Source organism: Polaribacter sp. Asnod6-C07, assembly GCF_045063625.1.
Lineage (GTDB): Bacteria > Bacteroidota > Bacteroidia > Flavobacteriales > Flavobacteriaceae > Polaribacter > Polaribacter vadi_A.
Map to the genome: position 1 here is coordinate 1,095,862 of NZ_JBEFOF010000005.1, position 23,876 is coordinate 1,119,737.

Annotated in this window: 21 protein-coding genes and 1 tRNA gene; 6 read left to right on the forward strand and 16 right to left on the reverse strand. The window is 28.9% G+C overall.

Annotated features, from left to right (window positions below):
- Nucleotides 1-72 precede the first annotated feature (72 nt).
- From ACJJVK_RS04390 to ACJJVK_RS04400, 3 genes are all read right to left on the reverse strand, one after another.
- Entirely contained in the window at nucleotides 73-1,659 is a 1,587-nt protein-coding gene (locus ACJJVK_RS04390) for a TlpA family protein disulfide reductase (RefSeq protein WP_405563590.1), read from the reverse strand.
- A gap of 114 nt (nucleotides 1,660-1,773) precedes the next feature.
- Complete coding sequence (gene odhB / locus ACJJVK_RS04395; protein WP_405563592.1) at nucleotides 1,774-2,988, reverse strand: 2-oxoglutarate dehydrogenase complex dihydrolipoyllysine-residue succinyltransferase; 1,215 nt, start codon at nucleotides 2,986-2,988, stop codon at nucleotides 1,774-1,776.
- A 188-nt stretch (nucleotides 2,989-3,176) separates the two neighbouring features.
- Nucleotides 3,177-5,909, reverse strand: coding sequence for a 2-oxoglutarate dehydrogenase E1 component (locus ACJJVK_RS04400; protein WP_405563595.1), 2,733 nt, complete (start codon nucleotides 5,907-5,909; stop codon nucleotides 3,177-3,179).
- Between the two features lie 186 nt (nucleotides 5,910-6,095).
- Here ACJJVK_RS04400 and ACJJVK_RS04405 point away from each other — a divergent pair.
- Nucleotides 6,096-6,169, forward strand: a tRNA-Asn gene (locus ACJJVK_RS04405).
- Between the two features lie 1,002 nt (nucleotides 6,170-7,171).
- Nucleotides 7,172-7,525: a hypothetical protein gene (locus tag ACJJVK_RS04410; protein WP_405563597.1), complete on the forward strand. Its 354-nt coding sequence runs from the start codon at nucleotides 7,172-7,174 to the stop codon at nucleotides 7,523-7,525.
- Nucleotides 7,526-7,527: 2 nt separating this feature from the next.
- Here the strand turns inward: ACJJVK_RS04410 and ACJJVK_RS04415 are convergent, their stop codons facing one another.
- Nucleotides 7,528-7,995, reverse strand: a complete 468-nt coding sequence (locus tag ACJJVK_RS04415) for a CBS domain-containing protein (RefSeq protein WP_215994268.1) — start codon at nucleotides 7,993-7,995, stop codon at nucleotides 7,528-7,530.
- A gap of 108 nt (nucleotides 7,996-8,103) precedes the next feature.
- Between ACJJVK_RS04415 and ACJJVK_RS04420 the strand changes: the two genes are divergently transcribed.
- On the forward strand, nucleotides 8,104-10,401 hold the full coding sequence (locus ACJJVK_RS04420; protein WP_405563599.1) for a M28 family peptidase: 2,298 nt from the start codon (nucleotides 8,104-8,106) through the stop codon (nucleotides 10,399-10,401).
- Nucleotides 10,402-10,479: 78 nt separating this feature from the next.
- Here ACJJVK_RS04420 and pyk read toward each other — a convergent pair whose 3' ends face one another.
- From pyk to ACJJVK_RS04445, 5 genes are all read right to left on the reverse strand, one after another.
- Complete coding sequence (pyk, locus tag ACJJVK_RS04425) at nucleotides 10,480-11,907, reverse strand: pyruvate kinase (protein ID WP_215994266.1); 1,428 nt, start codon at nucleotides 11,905-11,907, stop codon at nucleotides 10,480-10,482.
- Nucleotides 11,908-11,912: 5 nt separating this feature from the next.
- Nucleotides 11,913-12,380, reverse strand: a complete 468-nt coding sequence (locus ACJJVK_RS04430) for an IPExxxVDY family protein (protein ID WP_215994265.1) — start codon at nucleotides 12,378-12,380, stop codon at nucleotides 11,913-11,915.
- Between the two features lie 91 nt (nucleotides 12,381-12,471).
- Nucleotides 12,472-13,215 carry a ribonuclease III gene (gene rnc / locus ACJJVK_RS04435; RefSeq protein ID WP_215994419.1) on the reverse strand — a complete coding sequence of 248 codons (744 nt, stop codon included), beginning with the start codon at nucleotides 13,213-13,215 and terminating at the stop codon, nucleotides 12,472-12,474.
- A gap of 8 nt (nucleotides 13,216-13,223) precedes the next feature.
- Nucleotides 13,224-14,477, reverse strand: a complete 1,254-nt coding sequence (gene fabF / locus ACJJVK_RS04440; RefSeq protein WP_215994264.1) for a beta-ketoacyl-ACP synthase II — start codon at nucleotides 14,475-14,477, stop codon at nucleotides 13,224-13,226.
- Nucleotides 14,478-14,484: 7 nt separating this feature from the next.
- Nucleotides 14,485-14,721, reverse strand: coding sequence for an acyl carrier protein (locus ACJJVK_RS04445; protein WP_004569249.1), 237 nt, complete (start codon nucleotides 14,719-14,721; stop codon nucleotides 14,485-14,487).
- A gap of 172 nt (nucleotides 14,722-14,893) precedes the next feature.
- Between ACJJVK_RS04445 and ACJJVK_RS04450 the strand changes: the two genes are divergently transcribed.
- Together ACJJVK_RS04450 and ACJJVK_RS04455 are read left to right on the forward strand one after the other, a co-directional pair.
- The gene (locus ACJJVK_RS04450; protein ID WP_405563604.1) at nucleotides 14,894-15,466 is read left to right on the forward strand and encodes a phosphoribosylglycinamide formyltransferase; all 573 of its coding nucleotides are present in this window, start codon (nucleotides 14,894-14,896) and stop codon (nucleotides 15,464-15,466) included.
- On the forward strand, nucleotides 15,459-16,094 hold the full coding sequence (locus ACJJVK_RS04455; RefSeq protein WP_405563605.1) for a viroplasmin family protein: 636 nt from the start codon (nucleotides 15,459-15,461) through the stop codon (nucleotides 16,092-16,094). The genes ACJJVK_RS04450 and ACJJVK_RS04455 overlap by 8 nt, the downstream gene beginning before the upstream one ends.
- A gap of 64 nt (nucleotides 16,095-16,158) precedes the next feature.
- Here the strand turns inward: ACJJVK_RS04455 and ACJJVK_RS04460 are convergent, their stop codons facing one another.
- The 6 genes from ACJJVK_RS04460 to ACJJVK_RS04485 form a co-directional block, all read right to left on the reverse strand.
- On the reverse strand, nucleotides 16,159-18,807 hold the full coding sequence (locus ACJJVK_RS04460) for a carboxypeptidase-like regulatory domain-containing protein (RefSeq protein WP_405563608.1): 2,649 nt from the start codon (nucleotides 18,805-18,807) through the stop codon (nucleotides 16,159-16,161).
- Between the two features lie 9 nt (nucleotides 18,808-18,816).
- Nucleotides 18,817-19,545, reverse strand: coding sequence for a GLPGLI family protein (locus tag ACJJVK_RS04465; RefSeq protein WP_405563610.1), 729 nt, complete (start codon nucleotides 19,543-19,545; stop codon nucleotides 18,817-18,819).
- Between the two features lie 72 nt (nucleotides 19,546-19,617).
- Nucleotides 19,618-20,349: a GLPGLI family protein gene (locus ACJJVK_RS04470; protein WP_405563612.1), complete on the reverse strand. Its 732-nt coding sequence runs from the start codon at nucleotides 20,347-20,349 to the stop codon at nucleotides 19,618-19,620.
- Between the two features lie 61 nt (nucleotides 20,350-20,410).
- Nucleotides 20,411-21,133 (reverse strand): GLPGLI family protein, encoded by a 723-nt coding sequence (locus tag ACJJVK_RS04475; protein WP_405563614.1) that lies wholly within the window; start codon nucleotides 21,131-21,133, stop codon nucleotides 20,411-20,413.
- A gap of 204 nt (nucleotides 21,134-21,337) precedes the next feature.
- On the reverse strand, nucleotides 21,338-22,075 hold the full coding sequence (locus tag ACJJVK_RS04480) for a GLPGLI family protein (protein ID WP_405563615.1): 738 nt from the start codon (nucleotides 22,073-22,075) through the stop codon (nucleotides 21,338-21,340).
- 64 nt (nucleotides 22,076-22,139) lie between these two features.
- Nucleotides 22,140-22,367, reverse strand: a complete 228-nt coding sequence (locus tag ACJJVK_RS04485; RefSeq protein ID WP_405563617.1) for a hypothetical protein — start codon at nucleotides 22,365-22,367, stop codon at nucleotides 22,140-22,142.
- Nucleotides 22,368-22,698: 331 nt separating this feature from the next.
- On the opposite strand from ACJJVK_RS04485, the gene ACJJVK_RS04490 reads away from it, so the two are divergent.
- Nucleotides 22,699-22,998: a helix-turn-helix domain-containing protein gene (locus tag ACJJVK_RS04490; protein ID WP_405563619.1), complete on the forward strand. Its 300-nt coding sequence runs from the start codon at nucleotides 22,699-22,701 to the stop codon at nucleotides 22,996-22,998.
- A 132-nt stretch (nucleotides 22,999-23,130) separates the two neighbouring features.
- Here ACJJVK_RS04490 and ACJJVK_RS04495 read toward each other — a convergent pair whose 3' ends face one another.
- Nucleotides 23,131-23,871: a succinate dehydrogenase/fumarate reductase iron-sulfur subunit gene (locus ACJJVK_RS04495; RefSeq protein ID WP_405563621.1), complete on the reverse strand. Its 741-nt coding sequence runs from the start codon at nucleotides 23,869-23,871 to the stop codon at nucleotides 23,131-23,133.
- Between the last annotated feature and the right edge of the window lie 5 nt (nucleotides 23,872-23,876).

Consider the following 23,876-nt stretch of genomic DNA (forward strand, 5'->3'; position numbering starts at 1 on the left):
TAAAAATAATTAACAAAACCCCAAACAAAAGCTTGGGGTTTTGTTAATTATTTTAGCTCTCTTGTAAGAAAATTACTGATTTCTATTATCATAAATATCATCAATAATAGTTTCAAAAACTTTATTTTCTAAAGGTGAAGGTGCATTATTTAAAATGATTGTATTTTGCTGATCAAAAATAATATACCTAGGAATTTGATTAATTTTAAAATACTTAGAAAGTGAAGATGAACGCCCTTTTATCAGAAAAAATGAATTATAAAAATTTAAAGTGTGCTTGTATTTTTCATTTGCTTTTAACCACTTTTCATAATTTTTTTCAGGTGAAATATAAATCCACTCTACATTATTTTCAACCACTAAACGATCTTTAAAAGCTTTCCCCTCATTAATTTGCTTTACACAAGGAGGGCACCAACTTGCCCAAAAATCTACTACTTTAATTCTTTTTTTTGAACGATTAAATACTTCTTTTAAGCTTAAAGTATCACCATTAATATTTATAAACTTACTCTTTAGTGCATACTCGCTTAAGTCGAATTTATAATTATTTAAATCTTCTTTAACCTTTTCAATAAGCTCAATATAAGAAGGCTTAGTAAATTCTTTTTCATAATCATTTATAACATTTCTTAGCAAAGAAATAGTAAGTTTACTTTTTCCAAATCCTTTTGCATGAAACTCTCGAATCAATTCTTTAATAGCAAAAATCTTTATATCACCTTCAAAATTTGTTTCTATAAATTCTTTTTCGGCGATAAACTTTTCTTTTGAAAAAGGAATTAAGTTAGGTTTCAAGAAATAGTCTCTAATATATCCATTGATATTCATTCTAAAAAACATAGAATTATCAAAAGCTGCTTGATTTTTAAACTCATTAAGTGAAATAGATTCAAAATAATTATTTAAATCTATAATGGTTTCAGGGTTTTTATCTTGTTCTTTATACATTAACGAATACAACACATCTGATTCATTAAAATAACAACCTTCTAAAAACTGAGCTTTTACATTTGCTGGACTCATTAGATTATGCAAGTATCTATGCCTTAAATTTATTGTAATTGTATTTATAAAATATTCTGATTCAATTTTATGCTTTTCTATAAATTTATGAAAGTAAGCTGTTCTTTGATTATAAATTGACTTCGCCTTCTTTTTATAGTCCATTAAGCTACCATTATATGGATTTCTGTTATATTGAGGTGTGTTTTTATCTAATTCACCATAAAAATTATTGTAAATCGCATTTCTTCCTTTAAATTTCATTTTCCCTTTTTTGATACTCATTTTTACAGTATCTCCTGGAATTATAAACACCCAACCACGATAAAAATTTTTATTTTTTCCACTTGCAGAAACTTCTGCAAATAGTGGTTTATCGATTGAACTTAAAACTAAATGTAAAGAATCTCCAATTATTTCTTTTTTAAAATCATTAGGTTTATAATATTCAATATTATTTTCAGTACTAATATTTAAATATTGAAAACCTATAATATCATCTGTAGTTCCTGTAATTACAACTTTATCTGAAGATGGATTGTATTTTTCTAATAGTTTATCCTTTTTCTTAACGTCATCTTTAGCTTGTGAGTTATTTGTAGGTTTACTACAAGAGAGAATCAACAGTAAAACTATTAGGGCAATTTTTTTCATATAATTTTAATTTTTCGAATAAAAATATAACTTTATAGAATACCTAACTTTATAAAACGAAAAAATCCCAAGCAAAAGCTCAGGATTTTAATATTTATCTAACAATAATACTGCTTACATTTCTAATGCTCTTGCAGGATTACCATCCATTAACAATTCAATTGGGTTTTCTAAAGCTTCTTTTACAGCTACTAAGAAACCAACAGATTCTCTACCATCTACAATTCTATGATCGTAAGATAATGCCACATACATAATTGGCTGAATAACAATTCCGCCATTTACAGCCATTGGTCTGTTTACAATGTTGTGCATTCCTAAAATTCCACTTTGTGGTGGGTTGATAATTGGTGTAGATAACATAGAACCAAATACACCACCATTTGTGATTGTAAATGTACCTCCTGTCATTTCATCAATAGTAATTTGCCCATCTCTAGCTCTTAAAGCTAAACGTTTTACTTCACTTTCTACACCTCTAAAAGATAAGTTTTCTGCATTTCTAATTACAGGTACCATTAATCCTTTAGGACCAGAAACTGCTATAGAAATATCTTGAAAATCGTGTTTTATTTGGAAATCTCCATCAATCATAGAATTAACATCTGGAAATAATTTTAATGCTCTAACTACTGCTAAAGTAAAGAAAGACATAAAGCCTAAACCAACTCCGTGTTTTTCTTTAAAAGCTACTTTAAACTCATTACGTAAATCGAAAATTGGTTGCATATTAACCTCGTTAAACGTAGTTAACATTGCAGTTTCGCTTTTTACAGCTACTAAACGTTGCGCAACTTTTCTACGTAACATAGACATTTTCTTACGCTCTGTACCTCTAGAACCATTTGCTGGCTGAGTACCCATAGAAGGTACTGCTTTTACAGCATCTTCTTTAGTAATTCTGCCATCTTTACCTGTACCTTTTACTGCAGATGAAGCAATTCCTTTTTCTGCTAATACTTTTTTAGCTGCAGGAGAAGCTGTACCAGTAGCATAAGTTGCTGCTTTTGGAGCTGCTACTTCTGGTTTTTTCTCTTCTTTTGGAGCTTCTTCTTTTGGTGCAGATGCCTCACTACCTTCTGGTTTTGCAGCAGATGTATCAATTAAACAAACCACTGCACCAACAGCAACAGCATCACCTTCTTCTGCTTGTAAAGTGATAATACCACTTTCTTCTGCAGGCAATTCTAAAGTTGCTTTGTCAGAATCTACTTCTGCAATTGGTTGATCTTTTTCTACGTAGTCTCCATCTTCAACTAACCAAGTTGCAATTTCTACTTCTGTAATCGATTCTCCTGGAGAAGGAACTTTCATTTCTAAGACACTCATCAGTTCTGGTTTTACTTTATGCCGAATTTAATCAGCTATTTTAATTTAATTTTTCGTTTTATTATTTGGGCGTTTTAACAGGCTTTACACTATATCTTTTTTACTTTGTTCTCGATACAAAATTTCTCAAAAAGAAATTTTACTCGAACTGAAAGTAAAAAAGGATGTCGTTTCTATCCTTAACGCATTTATTCATTACTAAAAACACTATCTATTACTGCTCTATGACGCTTTTTAAAACGTGTACTAGAACCTGCAGCTGGTACTGCATAATATTTACGAGAGCGAACACTTAAATTCTTTAACTCAAAACGTTGTAACATATAACTCCAAGCACCCATATTTCTAGGCTCTTCTTGTGCCCAAATATATTCTGTAACATTTGGATATCTGTCTATAATTTTCTGAATTTTCTCTTCGTGTAAAGGGAATAATTGCTCTATTCTAATTAAAGCAACATCATCTCTTTGTAACTCTTCCCTTTCTGCTAATAAATCGTAATAGAATTTACCCATACAGAACACCATTTTTTTAACTCCATCAGTATTTAAAGTATCATCTATAACCTCTTGGAATTCGCCATTTGCTAATTCTTGTATTGTATTTACAGCTTTTGGATGACGTAATAAACTTTTTGGTGTAAATACAATTAAAGGTTTTCTATAATTACGTTTCATTTGACGACGTAATAAATGATAGAAATTTGCAGGTGTTGTACAGTTTGCAACTGTCATGTTATCTTCTGCACATAATTGTAAATAACGCTCTATTCTTGCAGACGAGTGCTCAGAACCTTGCCCTTCATAACCATGAGGTAATAAAACAACAATTCCGTTTTGAGCTTTCCATTTATCTTCTGCAGCAGAAATATATTGATCGAACATTATCTGTGCTCCATTAGAAAAATCTCCAAACTGAGCTTCCCAAATTGTTAATGTATTAGGGTTACCCATTGCATAACCATAATCGAAACCTAAAACCCCATATTCAGATAATAACGAGTTGTAAATCGTCATTTTACCTTTACTATTAGGGTTAATATTTAGTAGGTTTATTCTTTCTTCAGAAACTTCATCTCTTAAAATAGCATGTCTGTGAGAAAAAGTACCTCTTTCTACATCTTGCCCAGAAATACGAATATTAAAACCTTCTTCCATTAAAGAACCGTAAGCCAAGTTTTCTGCCATTCCCCAATCTAATTCATTGGTTTCGAATGCCATTTTTGCTCTACCTTGTAAGATTCTTTCTGCTTTTCTAACAAAATTAGCTCCTTCTGGCACAGTAGAAACTATTTTTGCAATATTATTTAAGTTTTCTTCTGAATAAGAGGTATCTAAAGTAGTAAGCATAGCACCTTTTTCTTGACGCTCAAAACCTTTCCAAGTAGATTCCATAAATTCTTTAACCTTAGAAGTTGTATCTTCTTTAGATTTATCGAACTCAGTATTCAGCATTTCTTTAAACTCATTAGTAATAGAAGTTAAATAACTTTTATCTATACTACCTTCTTCAATTAATTGCGAAGCATAAATATCTTTCGGATTTTTATGCTTTGAAATTGCTTTGTATAATTTTGGTTGTGTAAAACGAGGTTCATCACCTTCATTATGCCCATATTTACGATATCCTAATAAATCTATAAAAACATCGGCTTCAAATCGCATTCTAAATTCTAAAGCCATTTCCATTGCATGACAAACAGCTTCAGTATCATCTGCATTTACGTGTAAAACTGGCGATAAAGTTACTTTACCAACATCTGTACAATATGTACTTGAACGCGCATCTAAATAATTGGTTGTAAAACCTATTTGGTTATTTACAACAATATGTACAGTTCCTCCTGTTTTATAACCATTTAATTTTGCCATTTGAACCACTTCATAAGCAATTCCTTGACCAGCAATTGCAGCATCTCCATGTATTATGATTGGTAATATCTTACTTGAATCACCATCATATTTTCTATCGATTTTAGCTCTTGTAATTCCTTCTGCTACAGCTGCAACAGTTTCTAAGTGCGATGGATTTGGCACTAAATTCATTTTAATCTCATTACCATCTCTATAAGTTTTACTTAAAGTTAAACCTAAATGATATTTTACATCTCCATCTATATCTTCATCTTCAAAATCTTTACCTTCAAATTCGCTAAAAAGTTCTCTTACTGGTTTTTTAAAGATATTTACTAATGTGTTTAAACGCCCTCTATGAGCCATACCTAATACACATTCTTTTACACCAAATTTTTCTGCTGCATCTCTTAACATTACAGCAATACCTGGTATTAAAGTTTCTCCACCTTCTAAAGAAAAACGTTTTTGCCCTACATACTTTGTTTGCAAAAAGCTTTCAAAAGTTACTGCTTGATTTAATTTACCTAAAATGTATTTTTTAGCTTCTGTGCTATAATCTGGATGGTTATCATTTTTATTTAAACGATCATTCCACCATTTTAATTTTTCTGGATTACGCATGTAAGTGTATTCTACACCAATAGAATCACAATAAATACTTTTTAAATTATCTATAATATTAGATAGCGATGTTTTACCCAAACCAAGAATATCTCCTGCAGAAAACTCAATCTCTAAATCGTTTTCGGACAAACCAAAATTTTCGATATCTAAAGTAGGTTGATATTGTCTTCTATCTCTAACAGGATTAGTTTTTGTAAATAAATGGCCTCTAGTTCTATACCCATTAATTAAATCAACAACTAAAAATTCTTTACGAACTTCTTGAGGTATTTCTACAGTCTCTTCTTCATCAGTTAATGAGTAATTTTCATTTGCTAAATCATATCCTTGAAAAAAACTTCTCCAACTTGGTTCAACTGAATCTGGATTGATTAAATATTTGTCATATAAATCAGCTATAAAGCCTGTATGTACTGCGTTTAAAAACGAAAATTTATCCATATTATAGTTTATGCTTTTTTAATAAGCTATCATGACTCACAAAAATACAATAAATGTTAAAAACTATGTTTTTTTCTGCAATAAAAAAATTAAATGTTTTTTTTTATTTTTTTTACAAAAGTATTTGGCAATATTAGAAAAAGATATATATTTGCACTCGCTAATCACAAAATAAGTGAAGCAAACTCCTCCTTAGCTCAGTTGGTTAGAGCATCTGACTGTTAATCAGAGGGTCCTTGGTTCGAGCCCAAGAGGGGGAGCTTAAAAAAAGCCTTATCATTTTTTGATAAGGCTTTTTTGTTTTTAGTAATTGTATCTATTTCTAGATTTTCAATTTATTTAATATCAAAAAAAACATATCAATCTTTTTTTCAAGTATTTAAACTGTTTTTTTTATCAAAAAGACAACTAATTAACTTTAATAAATAGGCGTTTATTTATTCATTTAAATGCTTTTAACCTCATGTTATTAAATACGATTAAGTAAGTAAACGAGTTATTATATATACTTGTATAAATTCTATTTTTAGTAAATAAGGGCTTAAGAAAAGTATATCCAAATTTAGTTTTAATATCCTTTTTAAATTCTTTGCACTTAAAAAATATTTACTATGAAGTAGGAATTAGGTTTAACAATCAAGTTTTATCATAAAAAATAATGGTATTATTTTACCTTTTTTTTAAAAAAAAGAAAGAAATTGGTTTTTCAATACCTGCAGATGATACTTTTGCTGGGTTTTCAAAACCTAGAATAGAAAAAATTATTTTTACCAATATCTTCTGTAAAACAACTAACCTATGATATTAGACAATCTAGAACAAAACTACAACTAGATCAAATAGAAAATAAGGCTTTTACATACCACAAACCTTTATTTTAAATAGACTGCTTAACATCAGAGAATCATTTATCAACTTAAAAAAGTTTAATATTTCTTTATTCTACTTCAATATTCCTTTTTTTTGACTTATACTTAAACCATTTGTAATAAAAACTTTTGTTAAAAAAGGGAGCTATGGATTAAAGATTAGACACATAAAAAAATAAAACTCATTTCAAATCATGACATTTTAGATGTTTCGCATATCACCTCATCTAATCCTTCAGTACTTAAAAAGTAGCCTTACACCAAAAATTATCCCCAAAATAAAGCTTCTCCTTTTAAGTAAAGTAATTACTGGAAACGTTTATCCTGATGTAAGTAGCACTAAGCCAATGGTAAACGTTTGTAATCGAGTAAGTTTATTGTACATTTACAATTATGGAAAATAAACTGTGTTTAGAATGCCAAACGCCTGTAAAAGGAAGAATAGACAAAAAATTTTGTTCTGATTATTGCAGAAACTCTTACAATAATAAAGTAAATAAAGACAGTAAAAATCTTATTAGAAATATTAATAATAGACTTAGAAAAAATCACAAAATCTTATCAGAATTAAACGTTTCTGGTAAAACCAAAGTAACCAGAACAAAACTTTACAATAATGGTTTCGATTTTAATTTCTTTACATCGATCTATAAAACAAAAACAGGTAACACCTATTTTTACATTTATGATCAAGGTTATTTAACACTAGAAAACGAACTGTTTTTGTTAATTAAAAAAGAATCTTAACACTACTTCCAAGTATTACCTTTTACAATAATAGCTGCTTTTAAAACATCTTTTTGACTTAATTGACCAATTAATTTACCATTATCTATAACAGGAAATCTTCTTCTGTGAGAAGATATAAATTTAAAAGCCGCATCAAAAATATTCATGTCTTTGTCTATAGTATCTACATCTGTAACCATATATTTACCTACAGTATTATTAGTATCAGAAGGCATGTTGTAATATTTACTCTCAGAAATATGTTTAATACAATCTGTTTCAGAAATAATACCAATTAACTCATTTTTATCATTTACAACTGGCCCTCCAGAAATTTTATATTTAATTAATTGACTTATTACTACATCTAAAGAATCTTCTGCTTTAAAAGTTACTAGTTTTTTTGTCATATAATCAGAAACTAAAATTTGAGACTCTTCATTTCCTTGACTTGTATCTCTTTTTCCTTGAAAGCTTTTAATACCCATAATAAGTTAGTTTTAAGTTGTTTTTAAATTTACAGAAATTTCTGTTCTATTTTAACATTTGTACAAAGTTTTTTTTATTTAGTACTTTTATAAAAATTGAACAACCAAATGAAAAGATTATCGTCTGTCTTATCTGTACTTATACTTTTAGCTGTTATTTATTGGAGTTTTTATGATTTAAAACCATCTTTAGATAAAGAAAAAATAAGTTTAGTAACTAAATTTTCTAAAAATAATGCGTTACATCATCTAAAAAACATTAGTCAGAACGCACATTTTGTAGGCACAACAGAACATAAAAATGTTCAGAATTACATTGTAAGCGTATTGCAAAAAATGGGTTTAGAAACCGAAATACAAACCCAAACCACCATTAATAAAAAATGGATGGCAGCTACAACAACAGAAAACATTTTAGCAAGAATAAAAGGTACCGAAAACGGAAAAGCATTAATGCTTTTAACGCATTACGATTCTAGTCCACATTCTTCTAAAGGTGCAAGCGATGCTGGTTCTGGAGTTGTAACTATTATAGAAGGTGTAAGGGCTTTTTTAGCAAATAATAAATCGCACAAAAACGATATAATTATTCTAATTTCTGATTCTGAAGAACTGGGTTTATTAGGCGCTCAAGCTTTTATTGATAATCATAAATGGGCAAAAGATGTTGGCTTGGTTTTAAACTTTGAAGCAAGAGGAAGTGGAGGCCCTAGTTATATGTTAATGGAAACAAATGGAAAAAACAGTAAATTATTAACTGAATTTTTAGCTGCCAAACCTAATTTTCCTGTAGCAAATTCTTTAATGTATAGTATTTATAAAAAATTACCTAACGATACAGATTTAACCGTTTTTAGAGAAGAAGCCAATATTAATGGTTTTAATTTCGCTTTTATAGATGATCATTTCGATTATCATACAGCACAAGACACTTATGAAAGGTTAGACAGAGAAACCCTCTTACACCAAGCAGATTACTTAATGCAATCGCTTAATTACTTTTCCAATTCTGATTTAGAAAACCTAAATTCTGATGAAGATTTAGTTTATGTTAATTTTCCTTTTATAAAAATGTTAACCTATCCTTTTGCATGGGTTACACCAATGTTAATAATTGCAGTTGTTATTTTTATTCTACTTTTAATCTACGGATTTTCATCAAAAAAAATAACAATAAAAGGTAGTTTAATGGGCTTTATTCCTTTTTTAATTTCTATTGTTATATGTGGTGTAATTTCATTTTATGGCTGGCAACTTATAGAGACTATTCACCCTCATTATAAAGACATTTTACATGGTTTTACTTACAATGGCTACACTTATATTTTTGCTTTTGTATTTTTAAACCTAACCATCTTACTCATCGTTTACAAATTCTTTAAAAAACAGAAAAAAACGAGAGATTTACTCATTGCTCCAATATTTATATGGCTAATTCTCAACCTTTTTATTAGTATTTATTTAAAAGGTGCTGGTTTTTTTATAATTCCTGTATTTATAGCTTTATTCATTTTAGCTATTTCTCTTTTTATGTATTTTGATGATCGCTCAAATCGTATATTATTTACAATTTTATCTATACCCACTATTTACATTTTTTCGCCTATGATACAGATGTTTCCTGTTGGTTTAGGTTTAAAAAATCTTTTTATAAGTGGCATTTTAATCGCCTTAATTTTTGGGTTAATGTCACTAGTTTTTTACAATAAAAAAGCTAAATGGATGTTGAGATTTAGTATAATTCTTACTTTTATTTTCTTCGGATTAGCGTCTTATAATAGTAATTTTTCTGTTGATAATAAAAAACCAAACAGCATTGTTTACATTCAAAATTCTGATGATAAAACTGCATATTTTGGCACTTACAACAATACGTTAGACAACTTTACAAAACAAATTTTTGATAAAACTGCCACAAAAGGAAGTATTAAAAATGCCGAAACTAAAAGTAAATACAACACACGTTTTAAGTATCATAAAAAAACAGATTATAGAAATATTTTATCTTCGGATATTAGCGTAGATATAGATACAATAATTGGTAATAATCGTTTTTTAGAGCTAGCTATATCACCTAAAAGAAAAGTGAATAAATTAGAATTTATCACCAAAAATAAAATCACTTTAAAACAATTTAAAGTTAATGATGCTTTGGTTCTAAAAGGGAAAAACTACACTAAAAAAAGCGGAACATTTTTAATTTATCATTTTGCAAATTCTGATGAAGATTTAACAATATCATTTACTGTTGATATAAACCAAGAAATAGATGTTGTTTTAAATGAGATTTCTTATGATTTGTTAACCAATCCTAATTTTAGCATTGATCCAAGATCCGAAGAAATGATGCCTATGCCTTTTGTTACTAATGACGCTATTATCATCAGTAAAAAATTAAAGTTATAGCCAAACTCTAAAAGCATAAAAAAAGCGTTTTGAAAAATTCAAAACGCTTTTTTTATGCTTTTAATTATCAGAAATTAATTACTCAATTTCAGAAACTCTTAAAGTATTTACCATACCTCTAGCTTCTGCTGGCATAGATGCTAAGTTTATAATTAAATCACCAGATTTTACATAACCTTTTTCTTTAGCTATTCTATTTATGTCTTCTACAGTATCATCTGTAGTTAAGTTTTTATCGTAATAATACGCTTTAACTCCCCAAAGTAAATTTAATTTACCTAATATTCTTCTTTCTGTAGAAAAAGCTAAAACGTGTGTTCTTGGTCTCCATGAAGAAATTTGAAATGCTGTATAACCACTATTTGTTAAAGTAGAAATTGCTGCTGCATCTGTATCATTAGCCATCATTGCTGCATGATGACAAATAGATTTTGTTATAAATCTATTGGTTCTAATATGTGGTGCTTCTTGTGGCACTTTTATCATTCTAGAGTTTTCTGTTGCTCTAATAATTTCAGACATTTTTTGAATAACTCTTAATGGATGTTTCCCCACAGATGTTTCTCCAGAAAGCATTACAGCATCTGCACCATCCATAATAGAATTGGCAACATCATTTACCTCTGCTCTAGTTGGCACAGAATTATCGATCATTGTTTCCATCATCTGAGTAGCAATAATTACAGGTATTCTTGCTCTTTTTGCTCTTCTAACTAATTTCTTTTGAATTAATGGGACGTCTTGCATTGGTATTTCTACACCTAAATCTCCACGAGCAACCATTAAACCATCACAATAAGGTATTAATGCGTCTAAGTTTTTAACAGCTTCTGGCTTTTCTATTTTTGCAATAACAGGAATTCTATATTCTGAATGTTGTGATATTAAATCGCGTAACATTCTTAAATCTTCTGGATTTCTTACAAAAGATAAAGCAATCCAATCTACTTCTAACCCTATTGCAAAAACAGCATCTTCCATATCTTTTTCTGTTAAAGCAGGTAAAGAAATATCTGTGTTTGGTAAGTTTACACCTTTTTTAGACTTTAAAGGCCCACCAACTAACACTTTAACAACCACTTCATTTTCTTTGTTGGTAGATATTACTTCGAAAAGTAATTTACCATCATCTACTAAAATTTGTTCTCCTGCTTTTACATCTTTAGGAAAACGTTGGTAAGTCATAAAAGCTTTTTCTTTGGTACCAATACATTCATCTGTTGTAAAAGTAAAAGTGTCTCCATCTTTTAATTCTACATCATCTTCCATAACACCAACTCTTAATTTTGGTCCTTGTAAATCTCCTAGAATGGCAATGTTAAATCCGTTTTCTTCATTTATTTCTCTAATTCTATTTACATTTTGTTCTACAATGTCATAGTTTGCATGAGAAAAATTAATTCGAAAAACATTTACACCAGCTATGGCTAGTTCTTTCATTTTCTCTTTAGTATCTATTGCAGGTCCTAAAGTTGCAACTATTTTTGTTTTATTACTGTGTGCCATAATTTCTAAAATATTAAAAAGTCTTTTGATTTTAATTTGTTCTTATCTATTATATAAGAAGTAATTACTTGATCTATTGTTTTGATTTTGTTTATAATTTCTTCAACAAAATTATACTGTAAACTACCAGAAATTTTAATAAAAAAATCTACTTTTTTCTTTTCTGGTATTAAATATGTTTTTGTTTCTGATGTTAATAAAAGTTCGTTAGATTCTTTTTGATTTTCTCTTTTAGAGCTATTAGCTATTAAAAACCACTCGAAATCATATTTGTTATTTGAATAATTAAATATTGAAAAAGAAGTTTCATTTTGTTTTTCTTCAAAATTTAAATCTTCTTTAGCTTTATAAAAACTGGTTCCTAACTTTTTATTCAATAGATAGGCTAACTTGAAGTCTTCTAATGCTGTATGAATTCCAATTAATGAATATTCTTCTTCGCATATATCTAAACCTAATGAATGAATTTGCATGAATAGAAACTGGCGTTTTTATGTTTTTACAACGCTAATTTACTAATAGTTTATGAGTTTCAATGTTATTTTAACGAAAACGTTATCGTATTTAGCCCTCTGAAATTTGGCTTTGGAAAGCGTAATAAACTCTTTTTGAGGCTTGTTCTTCTGCCTTTTTTTTAGATGTAGCTCTACCTTTTGCAATTTGTTCTCCATCTATACTAACTCGAACACTAAAGTGTTTTACAGGGTCATTACCTGTATCTTCATAAGTGTCAAACTTATACTTTTTCTTTTGTTTTTGGCACCATTCTATAATTAGCCCTTTGTAGCTTGTAATTTTACCTTCTAACCTTTCTATATCAACATAAGGTAATATTACGTTTTCAAAAATAAATTTTTGCGAAAAATTATAGCCTTTATCTAAATAAATTGCACCAACTAAAGCTTCAAAAATATTTCCATGAATGTTTTCGCCAACATTGGCTTCATCTACATTACTATTAATGAAACGAATTAAGTCTAAATCTTTACCCAGTTCATTTAAATGTTCTCTACTTACTATTTTAGAGCGCATTTGTGTTAGATAACCCTCTGAACCTGTTGGCACTTTTTTATAAAGATATGCAGCAATTACAGAGCCTAAAATAGAATCTCCTAAAAACTCTAAACGTTCGTAGTTTATAGGATTTCCTTTTTCGTCTGATAACTGTACAGATCTATGTGTAAAAGCTTTTTTGTATTTACTTAAACTTCTTGGTGTAAAATTTAGTAATTCTTTTAATTCGTAGTACAAAGCCCTATCTTCTTTAGCTTTAGGAGGTCTTCTAACTATTTTACGAATTAAATTAATTTTCATTTTTATTCCACCAACTTCTTAAAGGCTACACAAGCATTATGCCCACCAAAACCAAATGTATTACTCATTGCTACCTTAATATCTCTTTTTTGAGCCTTATTAAGCGTAAGATTTAATTCAGGATTAATATTTTCATCAATAGTTGCATGGTTAATAGTAGGAGGAATAATACCATTTTCCATAGCTAAAATAGAAGCTATAGATTCTATTGCACCTGCAGCACCTAATAAATGCCCAGTCATAGATTTGGTAGAATTTATATTGATGTTCTTAGCATGATCTCCAAAAACCTCAGAAATTGCTTTTAATTCAGCAACATCTCCTAAAGGAGTAGAAGTACCATGTGTATTAATATGATCTACATCTTCTGGATTTATTCCAGAATTTTCTAAACAGTTTTTCATTACTGCAATTACACCAATTCCTTCTGGATGTGGAGCTGTCATATGATAAGCATCAGAAGACATACCACCACCTATTACTTCTGCATAAATTTTGGCACCTCTTGCTTTTGCGTGTTCATATTCTTCTAAAATAATGGCACCTGCACCTTCACCTAAAACAAAACCATCTCGTTCTGCATCAAAAGGTCTAGAAGCAGTTTTATAATCATCATTTCTTTCAGATAATGCTTTCATGGCATTAAAACCACCAACACCAGCCTGAGTAACAGCAGCTTCTGAACCACCTGTTACAATAACATCACAATGTCCTAATCTAATGTAATTTAAAGCATCAATCATTGCGTTTGCAGAAGATGCACATGCAGAAACTGTAGTATAATTTGGCCCCATAAATCCATTTTTAATAGAAATGTGTCCTGGAGCAATATCTGCAATCATTTTTGGGATAAAGAAAGGATTAAATCTTGGTGTGCCATCTCCAGCTCCAAAATTCATGGCTTCGTTTTGAAAAGTTTCTAAGCCTCCTATACCTGCTCCCCAAATTACGCCAACACGTAATTTGTTAATCTCGTCTAAATTTAATTTAGCATCTTGAATGGCTTCATCAGCAGCTACAACAGCATACTGTGTAAATTTATCCATTCTTCGAGCTTCTTTTCTATCAATAAAATCATTGACTTTGAAACCCTTTAACTCACATGCAAAACGAGTCTTGAACTTGGCAGCATCAAAGTGTGTGATAGGTGCTGCTCCACTAACTCCGTTAATTAAAGCGTTCCAATATTCTTCAATATTATTACCAATTGGCGTTAATGCGCCAAGTCCAGTTACTACAACTCGTTTTAATTGCATATAAATATTACTTTTTTGCTTCTTCTATATAGCTAACTGCTTGACCTACAGTTCCGATGTTTTCTGCTTGGTCATCTGGAATTTGAATATCGAATTCTTTTTCGAATTCCATAATTAACTCAACAGTATCTAAAGAATCTGCTCCTAAATCATTTGTGAAGCTAGCTTCTGTTGTTACTTCGTTATCGTCTACTCCTAATTTGTCTACGATAATAGCTTTTACTCTTGATGCAATGTCTGACATAATTTTTTTGTTTTTTAAAATTTAAATCGGCGCAAAAATACAAATCTTTATATTTATAACTAATATTTGCCCGAAAAATGATTACTAAATGTAAAGAAAAAAAATTAATCTCCCTTAAAAATAATCAATTTGTTAATATTTATTCTTTTTTTTGTAGCTTAGAAATGTAGTTATGAAGCGTATTGTTGTTTTTGCTTCTGGTTCTGGAACGAACGCAGAAAACATTATAAAGTTTTTTAATCATACTAAAACCGCTAAGGTTACTAAATTGTTATGTAACAATGAGCGTGCCAAGGTTTTTGATAGGTGTAAAAGATTAAACACTAATTCTTTACACTTTAAAAAAGAAGAGTTTTTTTCTTCGGATTTTATACTTAATATTTTAAAAGAAGAAGCAGATTTTATTGTTTTGGCTGGTTTTTTATGGAAAATTCCTGAAAAAATAATTGATGCTTTTCCTAATAAAATTATAAATATTCATCCTGCTTTATTGCCAAATTATGGTGGAAAAGGAATGTATGGGATGAACGTTCATAGAGCTGTAAAAGAAAATAACGAACCAGAAACTGGTATTACAATTCACTATGTAAATGCAAATTATGATGAAGGTGCTATCATTTTTCAAGCAAAAACAGCGTTAAATGATACAGATACTCCAGAAAAAATTGCAGAAAAGATTCATCTTTTAGAACAACAGTATTTTCCAAAAGTTATAGAAGAAGTAATTTTATCTACAAATGGCTAAAAAAAAGTTTTATGTAGTTTGGAAAGGGAGAAAAACAGGAGTTTTTACTTCTTGGAAAGTTTGTAAAGCTCAAATTGATGGTTTTGATGGTGCTCAATACAAATCTTTTGCTGATTTAGGTGAAGCCGAAAAAGCATCCGAAGGAAAATATGAAGATTATAAAGGTAAAAACACTAAAAAACCCACATTATCTTCTTCTGAAAAAGCCAAGTATGGTTCGCCAATTTTAGAGAGTATTTCTGTTGATGCTGCTTGTGCTGGAAATCCAGGTAAAATGGAATATAGAGGTGTTTTTACACACAGTAAAAAAGAAATTTTTAGAAAAGGACCTTACCAAAAAGGGACAAATAATATTGGTGAATTTTTAGCATTAGTGCATGGAATTGCGTTATTAAAGAGTAAAAACAAAGAAAACATTCCTATTTATTCTGATTCTAGAATCGCTATGAGTTGGATTCGTCAAAAAAAATGCAAAACCAACCTTCATTTTGATACTGCTAACAAAGACTTATTAGACTTGATTAAAAGAGCCGAAAATTGGCTTAAAAACAACTCTTTTAAAAACCCAATTTTAAAATGGGAAACCAAAGCTTGGGGAGAAATTCCTGCAGATTTTGGGAGGAAGTAAAAAAGCACGCAATTAGCAGTAGCAGTTCACTGTTAGCTACAAAACTTTAACTGGAGACTGAAACCTACAAATTATACCCTATAGAAAAGAGCAAAATTCTTGGCAAAATAAAAGTTTTGGAATCAGAAATTAAAAAATCTGAAAAACTATTACTTTGTTTAAATTGTGCATTCAACAGATTTTGTGCTGTTATTTTGTAACTCCAAGCAGAATTTTCCTTTTTGTAAGATAAGGTTACATTGGCAATTTCGTAGGTGTTTTTCTGATTCAACGTTTTATTTTGATAATTGCTTTTGGTATAATCGAAATTAAAAATAAAGTTTTCCAGAAAATTATAATCAATATTTATAAAAGGCGCTGTAGTTACAAACTTTGTGGTAGTTGCACTCGATGTAAAATTGCCAATGTCTTGTTTAAAACCAATTTCTATAGTTGGGAATTTATCAAACAACGTTTCAATTGCTATTTCATAATCGTAATTTTTGTTGGTATTGGTTTGTAGGGTATTGTTTAGTTCTTGTACGTATTGTGAGTTGCTAAAACCAACATCAAATTTATACTTTAGGTTTTTTATGGTTTTTTCTAAGTGAATATTTCCTCGCCAATCTTCTGATGGATTGTCAAACATTTTTACTGTTAAAAATTGATTGATGTCATTAAAATCAACCGTGTTTCTTACTCCACGTATTTGTTTGTTGTAATTTACACTTGCAAACAACATTAAACCTCTGTACAAACTAAATCTGCTATAATAAATTCTTGCACTATGGAATAAGTTGTTTTGTAGATTTTCATTTCCTTTAAAAACGGAATTGTACGATTGCAAATAAAAACGATTGGCGAATTTACTGGCATCAGAAAAAGAAGTTTTTAAGTTGTAATTTATGGTGATTTTTTTTGATTTATTAAACTCAATTTTGGCTAAAAAATCAGGTAAAACCTCCCATTTTCCAACATCCGTAGTTATATTTTGATTAATATTCCAATCGTATTTATGGGCAAATATTCCTTGTTTTAGGGTAAAAATCCCTGCTCTGAATTTGTAATGTATTCCTACAAAAAAATCGTTCAAGCTAAAATTTACATCGTTTCCAAATCCGCCATTGGCGAAATTATTTACAGTATTATTATCTAAAACTTGAACGTCTTCTGTAAAAAAATCTTCTTGCAAAAATTTGTTTCCTAAAGTTGTATAAATGTGATTGCTGTTGTTAATTTCCCAAAAGTGTTTAAAAACGCCATCAAAATTATGTTCTTGGGTGTTTTTTAATTGATTAATTCGTAATAGTGCTTGGTTATTATCAGCAGGAATTAATCCTTGTAAAATAGGATCTTGGGTTTCCCAAAAAGCGGTTTTATTACTTTTATCAAACGTATAATTGATGACTGACGAAAACGTGTGCTTGTCATTTTTCCTTTTGTGCCATTCTATATTTTGGTTGATGTAAGTAGCTGTTAAATCTCTGTCTGTTACAATGGTATTTGTATTTGCGCTTATACTACTTGTTAAATTTTGATTATTGGTATTATTGGTTCTTTTTACTTGCGTTCTTGCATAGAATTTCGATTTGGAATTGGGTGTGTATTCTAAATTTAAATTCCCAATTCCTAATAAATTATGGAAATTTGTTTTTCGAGTTCTATCTTCTGCAAAACTGGTATACTCATTTAGGTTTTCTACTAAACTCGATGTTTCTGAATTCGAAAAAATAGCATACCCAGAAACATCCAATTTTTGAGTTGCTGTTTTTGAAATATTTAACGCTCCAAATTTTTGTTGACTTTTTAGCACATCATTACTCTGCATAAATTGAGAAAAATCGCCACCTTTCCAACTAAAATTACCGCTAAAAATGGCATTTACTCCTCCTGAAAAACTCATATAATCTCTGAACGTAAATGTTTTTTCGCCTATATTATTGATGTTTCCTATAAAGTTAACATTGGTTTTGGGTGAATAATAAAACAAATTGGCACTTGTTTTATAAAACTCTTTATTGCCTTTACCAGCTTCTACATCACCAAAAACAAAACGTTTTTTATCTTCTTTTAGGTTGATGTTCATTGCCATTTCATCAGAATCTGATAAACCTTTTAGAAAAGAAACTTCGTTGTAATTGTCTATAACCTCTACATTACCTACAGCATCTGCAGGGATATTTTCTACTGCCAATTTAGAATTACCACCAAAAAACTTTTTACCATCTACCAGCATTTTGGTTACTTTTTTTCCTTGTACTGTAACTCCGCCATTTTTATCTACCTCAACTCCAGGTAGTTTTTTTAATACATTTTTAAGCTTACGCTCTGAACCGTCTATAAATTTATTGGTTTTATAGGTTGTAGTATCTCCTCTAACAGTTACAGGCATTTCAATTATTACCTCATCTAATTGTTCTGAAGATTGTTGTAAAACAAAGTCTTTTTTGCTGTCTTTTAACGCGATAAATTGATAATCTAAAGGTTTATAACCCAAGTAAGAAATACTAATAGTAATCGTATCTCCTTTTTGTAAAATTAACTTGTAATAACCCTCATTATCGGTAATAGCAAATTGCAAATTTTTAGACACATCTTTGGGTTTTGCTATTACATTTGTGTATGGTAAAGGATTTTGTAAACTGTCTTTTACAAAACCTGTTAACGTAACTTTTTGGGAATAACTAAAACTTGAAATTGTAAAGACTAAAATGATTAGGAGTTTCTTTTTCATAAAAACAGTTTATTGCTTTTCAATAGTTTTCCAAAACGCTTCTCCTCTTTTTCTAGCTTCTTCTGCTGTCATTTTTTTACCTTTTGTAGGTTTTTTAATTACAATTTCTTTTTTAGGGTTTATAATTATTTCTGATGCACTAATAGTTCTTCTATGCATTTCTACTAAAAGCACCAAACCAGGTAAGCCATTATATTTTAAAGGTCCAAAACTAACAGGTATTTCTGGAGTAAACCAAACTACAGGTTTAATCTTTTTATTGGTTGACTCAATATCAATTGCTTTAAAACATAGATATCTACCAATTTTTTTAGACTCTTGTGTTATTTTCCATTTTTTTGGATTAATTTCTATTAAGAATAATTCTCCAAAAGTGTTACTTTCATTAAAATACTCATTCGTTTTTGTGTTTTTGTAATATCTACGATCTCCACCAGCAAAAGTTCTATTTACATTAAAAATGGGTTTTCCATCATTTTGCATTTTATCCTCTACGTAATATAAAGACTCATCATTAGAAAACTCTAAATAGGCATTTACATTGGGTGTGTTTTCAAAAACATCACGCATCCATTTGTCCATTTTTACTTTTTTTGTCTTGAGTTTTTTAGATATGGAATCTATTTTTTCTTTTGAATATGATTCCATAGAAACTATATAAGTTACTTTGCCAGTTAATTGTTGTGAAAAAATGGTTGTTGAAAAAAATAAATAAATTAGCAATAGATTAAATTTCATAGCTTTACCTTATAATTGACGTACTACTTTTAAGAACGAAAAGAATTTATTAAGGTTTCAAATAAGTTATTTTTATCTATTTTTTATTCCGAACTTCTTTGTAAAACCTGTTTTGAGAATATCATTATATTCTTTTTTAGTAACATATTTTCCTTTGTATGGTTTTGATAAATTTAGGTTTTCTATTAAGTTTAACTCAATTTTTACACATTCATAATAAACATCTCCTTCATCTAGAGATATTATTATTCCTGGAAGCCCATGATAATCTTTTATCCCAATATTAATTGGAATATCTGGGTTATACCAAGCCACAATTTGTTTAGTTTTTGTTTCTCCTATTCTATTAATATATTTTTGGGTTGTTGTTGCTTTAAAACAGATATAATCACCTATTTTCTTTTTTTCTTGAGAAAGATTCCAAATATATTTTACTTCATTTTCTATTATAAAATCTTCTCCTAAAGTGTTTTTTTGATTTAAAGTTATATTTGTTTCTGCATTATGATAATAGACTCCATTACCAATAAAAGCCGAGACTAAATCGAGTTTACTTTTTACATCAATATTCATTTTTTTATCTGTATAAAAAATAGAATGCTCATTATTAATATCTAAGATGTAAGTTTTGTTTGGTAAATCCTTCATAAAATCATTATAACTTTTTTTCTCTTTAGTTAATGACTCTCCAGATTTATATAATTTTAAACCAACCTCATAAGTTATTCTAATATTCGAGTTCTTTTGACTAAATAATGCTACTGTTATAAACAGGAGTGCTATGTTAATATTAATTGTATGCATTAGTTATGTCTACTATTTATTTACAAGGTTTTATATTTCTTATTTCCGCAAGCGAAGGTTTTTAATTTCTTTTAAAACGACTGTTATACATTTCTTTTACAATTGCATTATATTCTTTTAACGTTACTTTTTCACCTTGGCTTGGCTTTTTAATCAGCTTTTTCTTTTTTGGGTTTAATGATATTTTAGTAGCTTTTATCAGCAAAATATCTTCTTGTAGTTCCAAAATTAAACCAGGTAAACCATTGTAATCTTTTGGTCCAAAATTAAAAGGTACTTCATTGGTGTACCAAGCAACTACTTTTCTTTCCATTTTTCCATTTCTCCCCTCAACAAATTTGCTAGTAGTTGCTTTATAACAGGTATAATTACCTATCTGTTTCTTTTCTTGAGTTAATTTCCATTCATAAGGAGTTATGGATATCAAAAATTCTTGACCAACATATTCTTTTTGATGTAAGGTTCGATTTTGAAATTTATTGGTGTAAAAGACACCTTTACCCATTTTTGATACTGTTAAATTAAATCCTCTTCTTTCTATTTCCATTGGTTTTTGTTTTTCAAAAAAAGATTCATTTTTATTAAAAACTAATTGATACAACACAGCTAGCTGTTTCTTTAAAACATTTCTTAAATAAGTCTTTTGTGTTTCAGGAATAGTATCATTATTTAGTTTTTTTTTGTAATCTATAGGCATTATTTCTGCTGAGTAAATTATTTCTCCACTTTGAGAAAAACAGTTAATACTTAAAAAAAAATAGATGTAAAATTTTAAACTCTTCATTTTTAATTGATTTTAAAACACATTATTTAGCTTTTTTTTTACAAAACGAATCTCAATTTTCAAAAATTGAGAAAATTACTTTCTTTATAATTCTATTACACAAATAACCTCCTGTATGTTTTGTCTCTTGCGTCATTTTCCATTCTAATTTTGGCTGAACTTTCAAAAAACATTTTTCAACTATTTTACATTATTAAATTATGATTATTTATTCTTGAATAACTCTTTTGGAAAAGATTTTTTTGCAAGTTTTAAAAATTCTTCTCTTGTTATACTTATACCATTTCCTTTTTCTTCAATTAGAATTTTTTTCTTATTATTTAATTTAATTTTTTTAGCTTTATAACTTAGAGTTCCATCATCTAATTCCAGAATTAAACCTGGTAGTCCAGAGTAAAACATTGGTCCAAAAGTAGTTGGGATATCATTAGTATACCAAGCTAAAATAGTTTTTTTATTTTCCCCAATTGTTTCAGATTTAGCCAAATAACACTTGTAACCATTTATTATTCTGAAATTCTGGGTCAGTTCCCATTTTTGAAAATCATAACTTATCAAAAAACTTTCACCTAATGTACGGCTGTCTAGAACTATTGTTTCTTTTTTTAGAATATCAACAAAATAAATATTTCTACCTCCAGCGAAAATATCTAATGTCGTTAAACTTATTTTTCCTTCATTTTTTAATTTTTTCTTTATTTGATATGACGATTTTAATCCATTAAACTTCAAGACTCCTTCTGTATAGTTAGATTCTTGATAAAAATCATCCCAGTACTTAATTGCAAACTTATTTTTGAATTTTATTCTTCTTTTCTCATTATACTCCTTAATATTTTCTTTAGATACACTAATTTTGTATATTATTTCTCCATTTTTTATGGATTGACCACAAACTCTAGATAAAGATGAAACGAGCAAAATAAATAGTATTTTCTTCATATTCTTTTATAGATTATAAAAAGTTGCACTAAAAATTTAATGCAACTTCACTTTTTTTTTAACATTAAAATTTAAAGCATTTTTCATATTGCATTAAATAAAGTGCCATAACTGTTTCTTGTTGGGGAAGGTCAACAGTTGAATCTTCAAAAAGATCTAATGTCCTATCAACACAATCTCTTGCACAACCAAAATCTTCAACAACATCAATAACTTCATTTGTTATGGGTAAAAATTCATCATTCGATGAATTTGCATTTATAAAACTAACACCTATTGCTAATACAAACACTAAACTTAAAATTACTTTTTTTATTTTTTCTAATTTTTAAAATGATTATTAAAATATATTTTGGTGTATTTAGCTGATTCAACAAGTTTAAATAACACCTAAAAACTTGTGGAAAAAATGGTGCTTTTATTTGCAAGATTTTTATATTTCTTAACTGTTAATGAAACAAGTTCATCCATAATAACAATTTATTAAGAAGTTTTCTTTTTCATAGCAACTTCTTTTGTTCAAATTTGAGAAAGATTTATCAGAAATAAAAATAATTCTATGGCTGTTTTGGCATCCCCATTTATGGGGAGTTGACTTTCTCCCCATAAATGGGGATGCCAAAATGGAAAGTAAAAAAGTGATTTTTTTAGCTTATTTTTATCCTTTAAAAATTGAAATGAAAGAAAAAGAAAAAGAAAAAGAGAGGTTAGTAAAGAAGTCTAAAGCTATTTTAAGGCGAATTGTTAAAAGACGTAAAGAACTTGGTTTAACGCAATGGGATTTAGGAGCGCTTTTAAATTTAACCTCTAGTGGTTTTTACAAAATAGAAACTGGCAAAACAAAATTAGATACTATTCGATTGTTAGAAATTTTAGAAAAATTAGAAATTTCTCCTGAAGAATTTTTTAAAGGTTTTAAATAAAACTATTCATCGTTCTCAAGAAAAAACCCAAAACTAAATTTTAGTTTTGGGTTTTATTATTATAATTTTCATGAAATTTCTCGATACAATTTTCTCTTAAAAAGAGAAAAGTATTAGAAATGAAAACAGTTATTATATATTAGCTTTCATCAACTCTCTGTTCATTCTTGCAATGTTGTCTAAAGAAATTCCTTTTGGGCATTCTACTTCACAAGCACCTGTGTTTGTACAGTTTCCAAAACCTTCTAAATCCATTTGAGCTACCATATTTTGCACTCTGTCTGCAGCCTCAACTTGTCCTTGAGGTAATAATGCATATTGAGATACTTTAGCACCTACAAATAACATTGCAGAACTGTTTTTACAAGTAGCTACACAAGCACCACAACCAATACAAGTTGCTGCATCCATTGCTTCGTCTGCTGCATGTTTAGAAATTGGTAAAGAGTTTGCATCTTGTGTATTACCAGAAGTATTTACAGAAATATAACCACCTGCTTGTTGTATTCTTTCGAAAGAGTTTCTATCTACAATTAAATCTTTAATTACAGGAAAAGCAGCAGCTCTAAATGGTTCTATTGTAATAGTGTCTCCATCTTTAAACATACGCATATGTAACTGGCAAGTTGTAACGCCTCTATCAGGTCCATGAGCTTCTCCATTAATATACATAGAGCACATACCACAAATACCTTCTCTACAATCATGATCAAAAGCAACAGGTTCTTCACCAGAGTTTACTAATTGCTCGTTCAAAACATCCATCATTTCTAAAAAAGACATATGCTCTGAAATTTCAGTCACTTTATAGTCTACCATTTGACCCTTTGCGTTCGAGTCTTTTTGTCTCCAAATTTTAAGTGTTAAATTCATTCTGT

What these genes read in the sequence shown, in the direction of transcription:
- ACJJVK_RS04490 (WP_405563619.1), top strand. Translation starts at nt 22,699, where the DNA reads ATGGAAAGTAAAAAAGTGATTTTTTTAGCTTATTTTTATCCTTTAAAA.
- odhB (WP_405563592.1), bottom strand. Translation starts at nt 2,988, where the DNA reads ATGAGTGTCTTAGAAATGAAAGTTCCTTCTCCAGGAGAATCGATTACA.
- ACJJVK_RS04475 (WP_405563614.1), bottom strand. Translation starts at nt 21,133, where the DNA reads ATGAAGAGTTTAAAATTTTACATCTATTTTTTTTTAAGTATTAACTGT.
- ACJJVK_RS04410 (WP_405563597.1), top strand. Translation starts at nt 7,172, where the DNA reads ATGGAAAATAAACTGTGTTTAGAATGCCAAACGCCTGTAAAAGGAAGA.
- ACJJVK_RS04495 (WP_405563621.1), bottom strand. Translation starts at nt 23,871, where the DNA reads ATGAATTTAACACTTAAAATTTGGAGACAAAAAGACTCGAACGCAAAG.
- ACJJVK_RS04400 (WP_405563595.1), bottom strand. Translation starts at nt 5,909, where the DNA reads ATGGATAAATTTTCGTTTTTAAACGCAGTACATACAGGCTTTATAGCT.
- ACJJVK_RS04390 (WP_405563590.1), bottom strand. Translation starts at nt 1,659, where the DNA reads ATGAAAAAAATTGCCCTAATAGTTTTACTGTTGATTCTCTCTTGTAGT.
- ACJJVK_RS04455 (WP_405563605.1), top strand. Translation starts at nt 15,459, where the DNA reads ATGGCTAAAAAAAAGTTTTATGTAGTTTGGAAAGGGAGAAAAACAGGA.
- fabF (WP_215994264.1), bottom strand. Translation starts at nt 14,477, where the DNA reads ATGCAATTAAAACGAGTTGTAGTAACTGGACTTGGCGCATTAACGCCA.
- ACJJVK_RS04480 (WP_405563615.1), bottom strand. Translation starts at nt 22,075, where the DNA reads ATGAAGAAAATACTATTTATTTTGCTCGTTTCATCTTTATCTAGAGTT.
- ACJJVK_RS04460 (WP_405563608.1), bottom strand. Translation starts at nt 18,807, where the DNA reads ATGAAAAAGAAACTCCTAATCATTTTAGTCTTTACAATTTCAAGTTTT.
- ACJJVK_RS04415 (WP_215994268.1), bottom strand. Translation starts at nt 7,995, where the DNA reads ATGGGTATTAAAAGCTTTCAAGGAAAAAGAGATACAAGTCAAGGAAAT.
- ACJJVK_RS04420 (WP_405563599.1), top strand. Translation starts at nt 8,104, where the DNA reads ATGAAAAGATTATCGTCTGTCTTATCTGTACTTATACTTTTAGCTGTT.
- pyk (WP_215994266.1), bottom strand. Translation starts at nt 11,907, where the DNA reads ATGGCACACAGTAATAAAACAAAAATAGTTGCAACTTTAGGACCTGCA.
- ACJJVK_RS04470 (WP_405563612.1), bottom strand. Translation starts at nt 20,349, where the DNA reads ATGCATACAATTAATATTAACATAGCACTCCTGTTTATAACAGTAGCA.
- ACJJVK_RS04445 (WP_004569249.1), bottom strand. Translation starts at nt 14,721, where the DNA reads ATGTCAGACATTGCATCAAGAGTAAAAGCTATTATCGTAGACAAATTA.
- ACJJVK_RS04430 (WP_215994265.1), bottom strand. Translation starts at nt 12,380, where the DNA reads ATGCAAATTCATTCATTAGGTTTAGATATATGCGAAGAAGAATATTCA.
- ACJJVK_RS04465 (WP_405563610.1), bottom strand. Translation starts at nt 19,545, where the DNA reads ATGAAATTTAATCTATTGCTAATTTATTTATTTTTTTCAACAACCATT.
- ACJJVK_RS04450 (WP_405563604.1), top strand. Translation starts at nt 14,894, where the DNA reads ATGAAGCGTATTGTTGTTTTTGCTTCTGGTTCTGGAACGAACGCAGAA.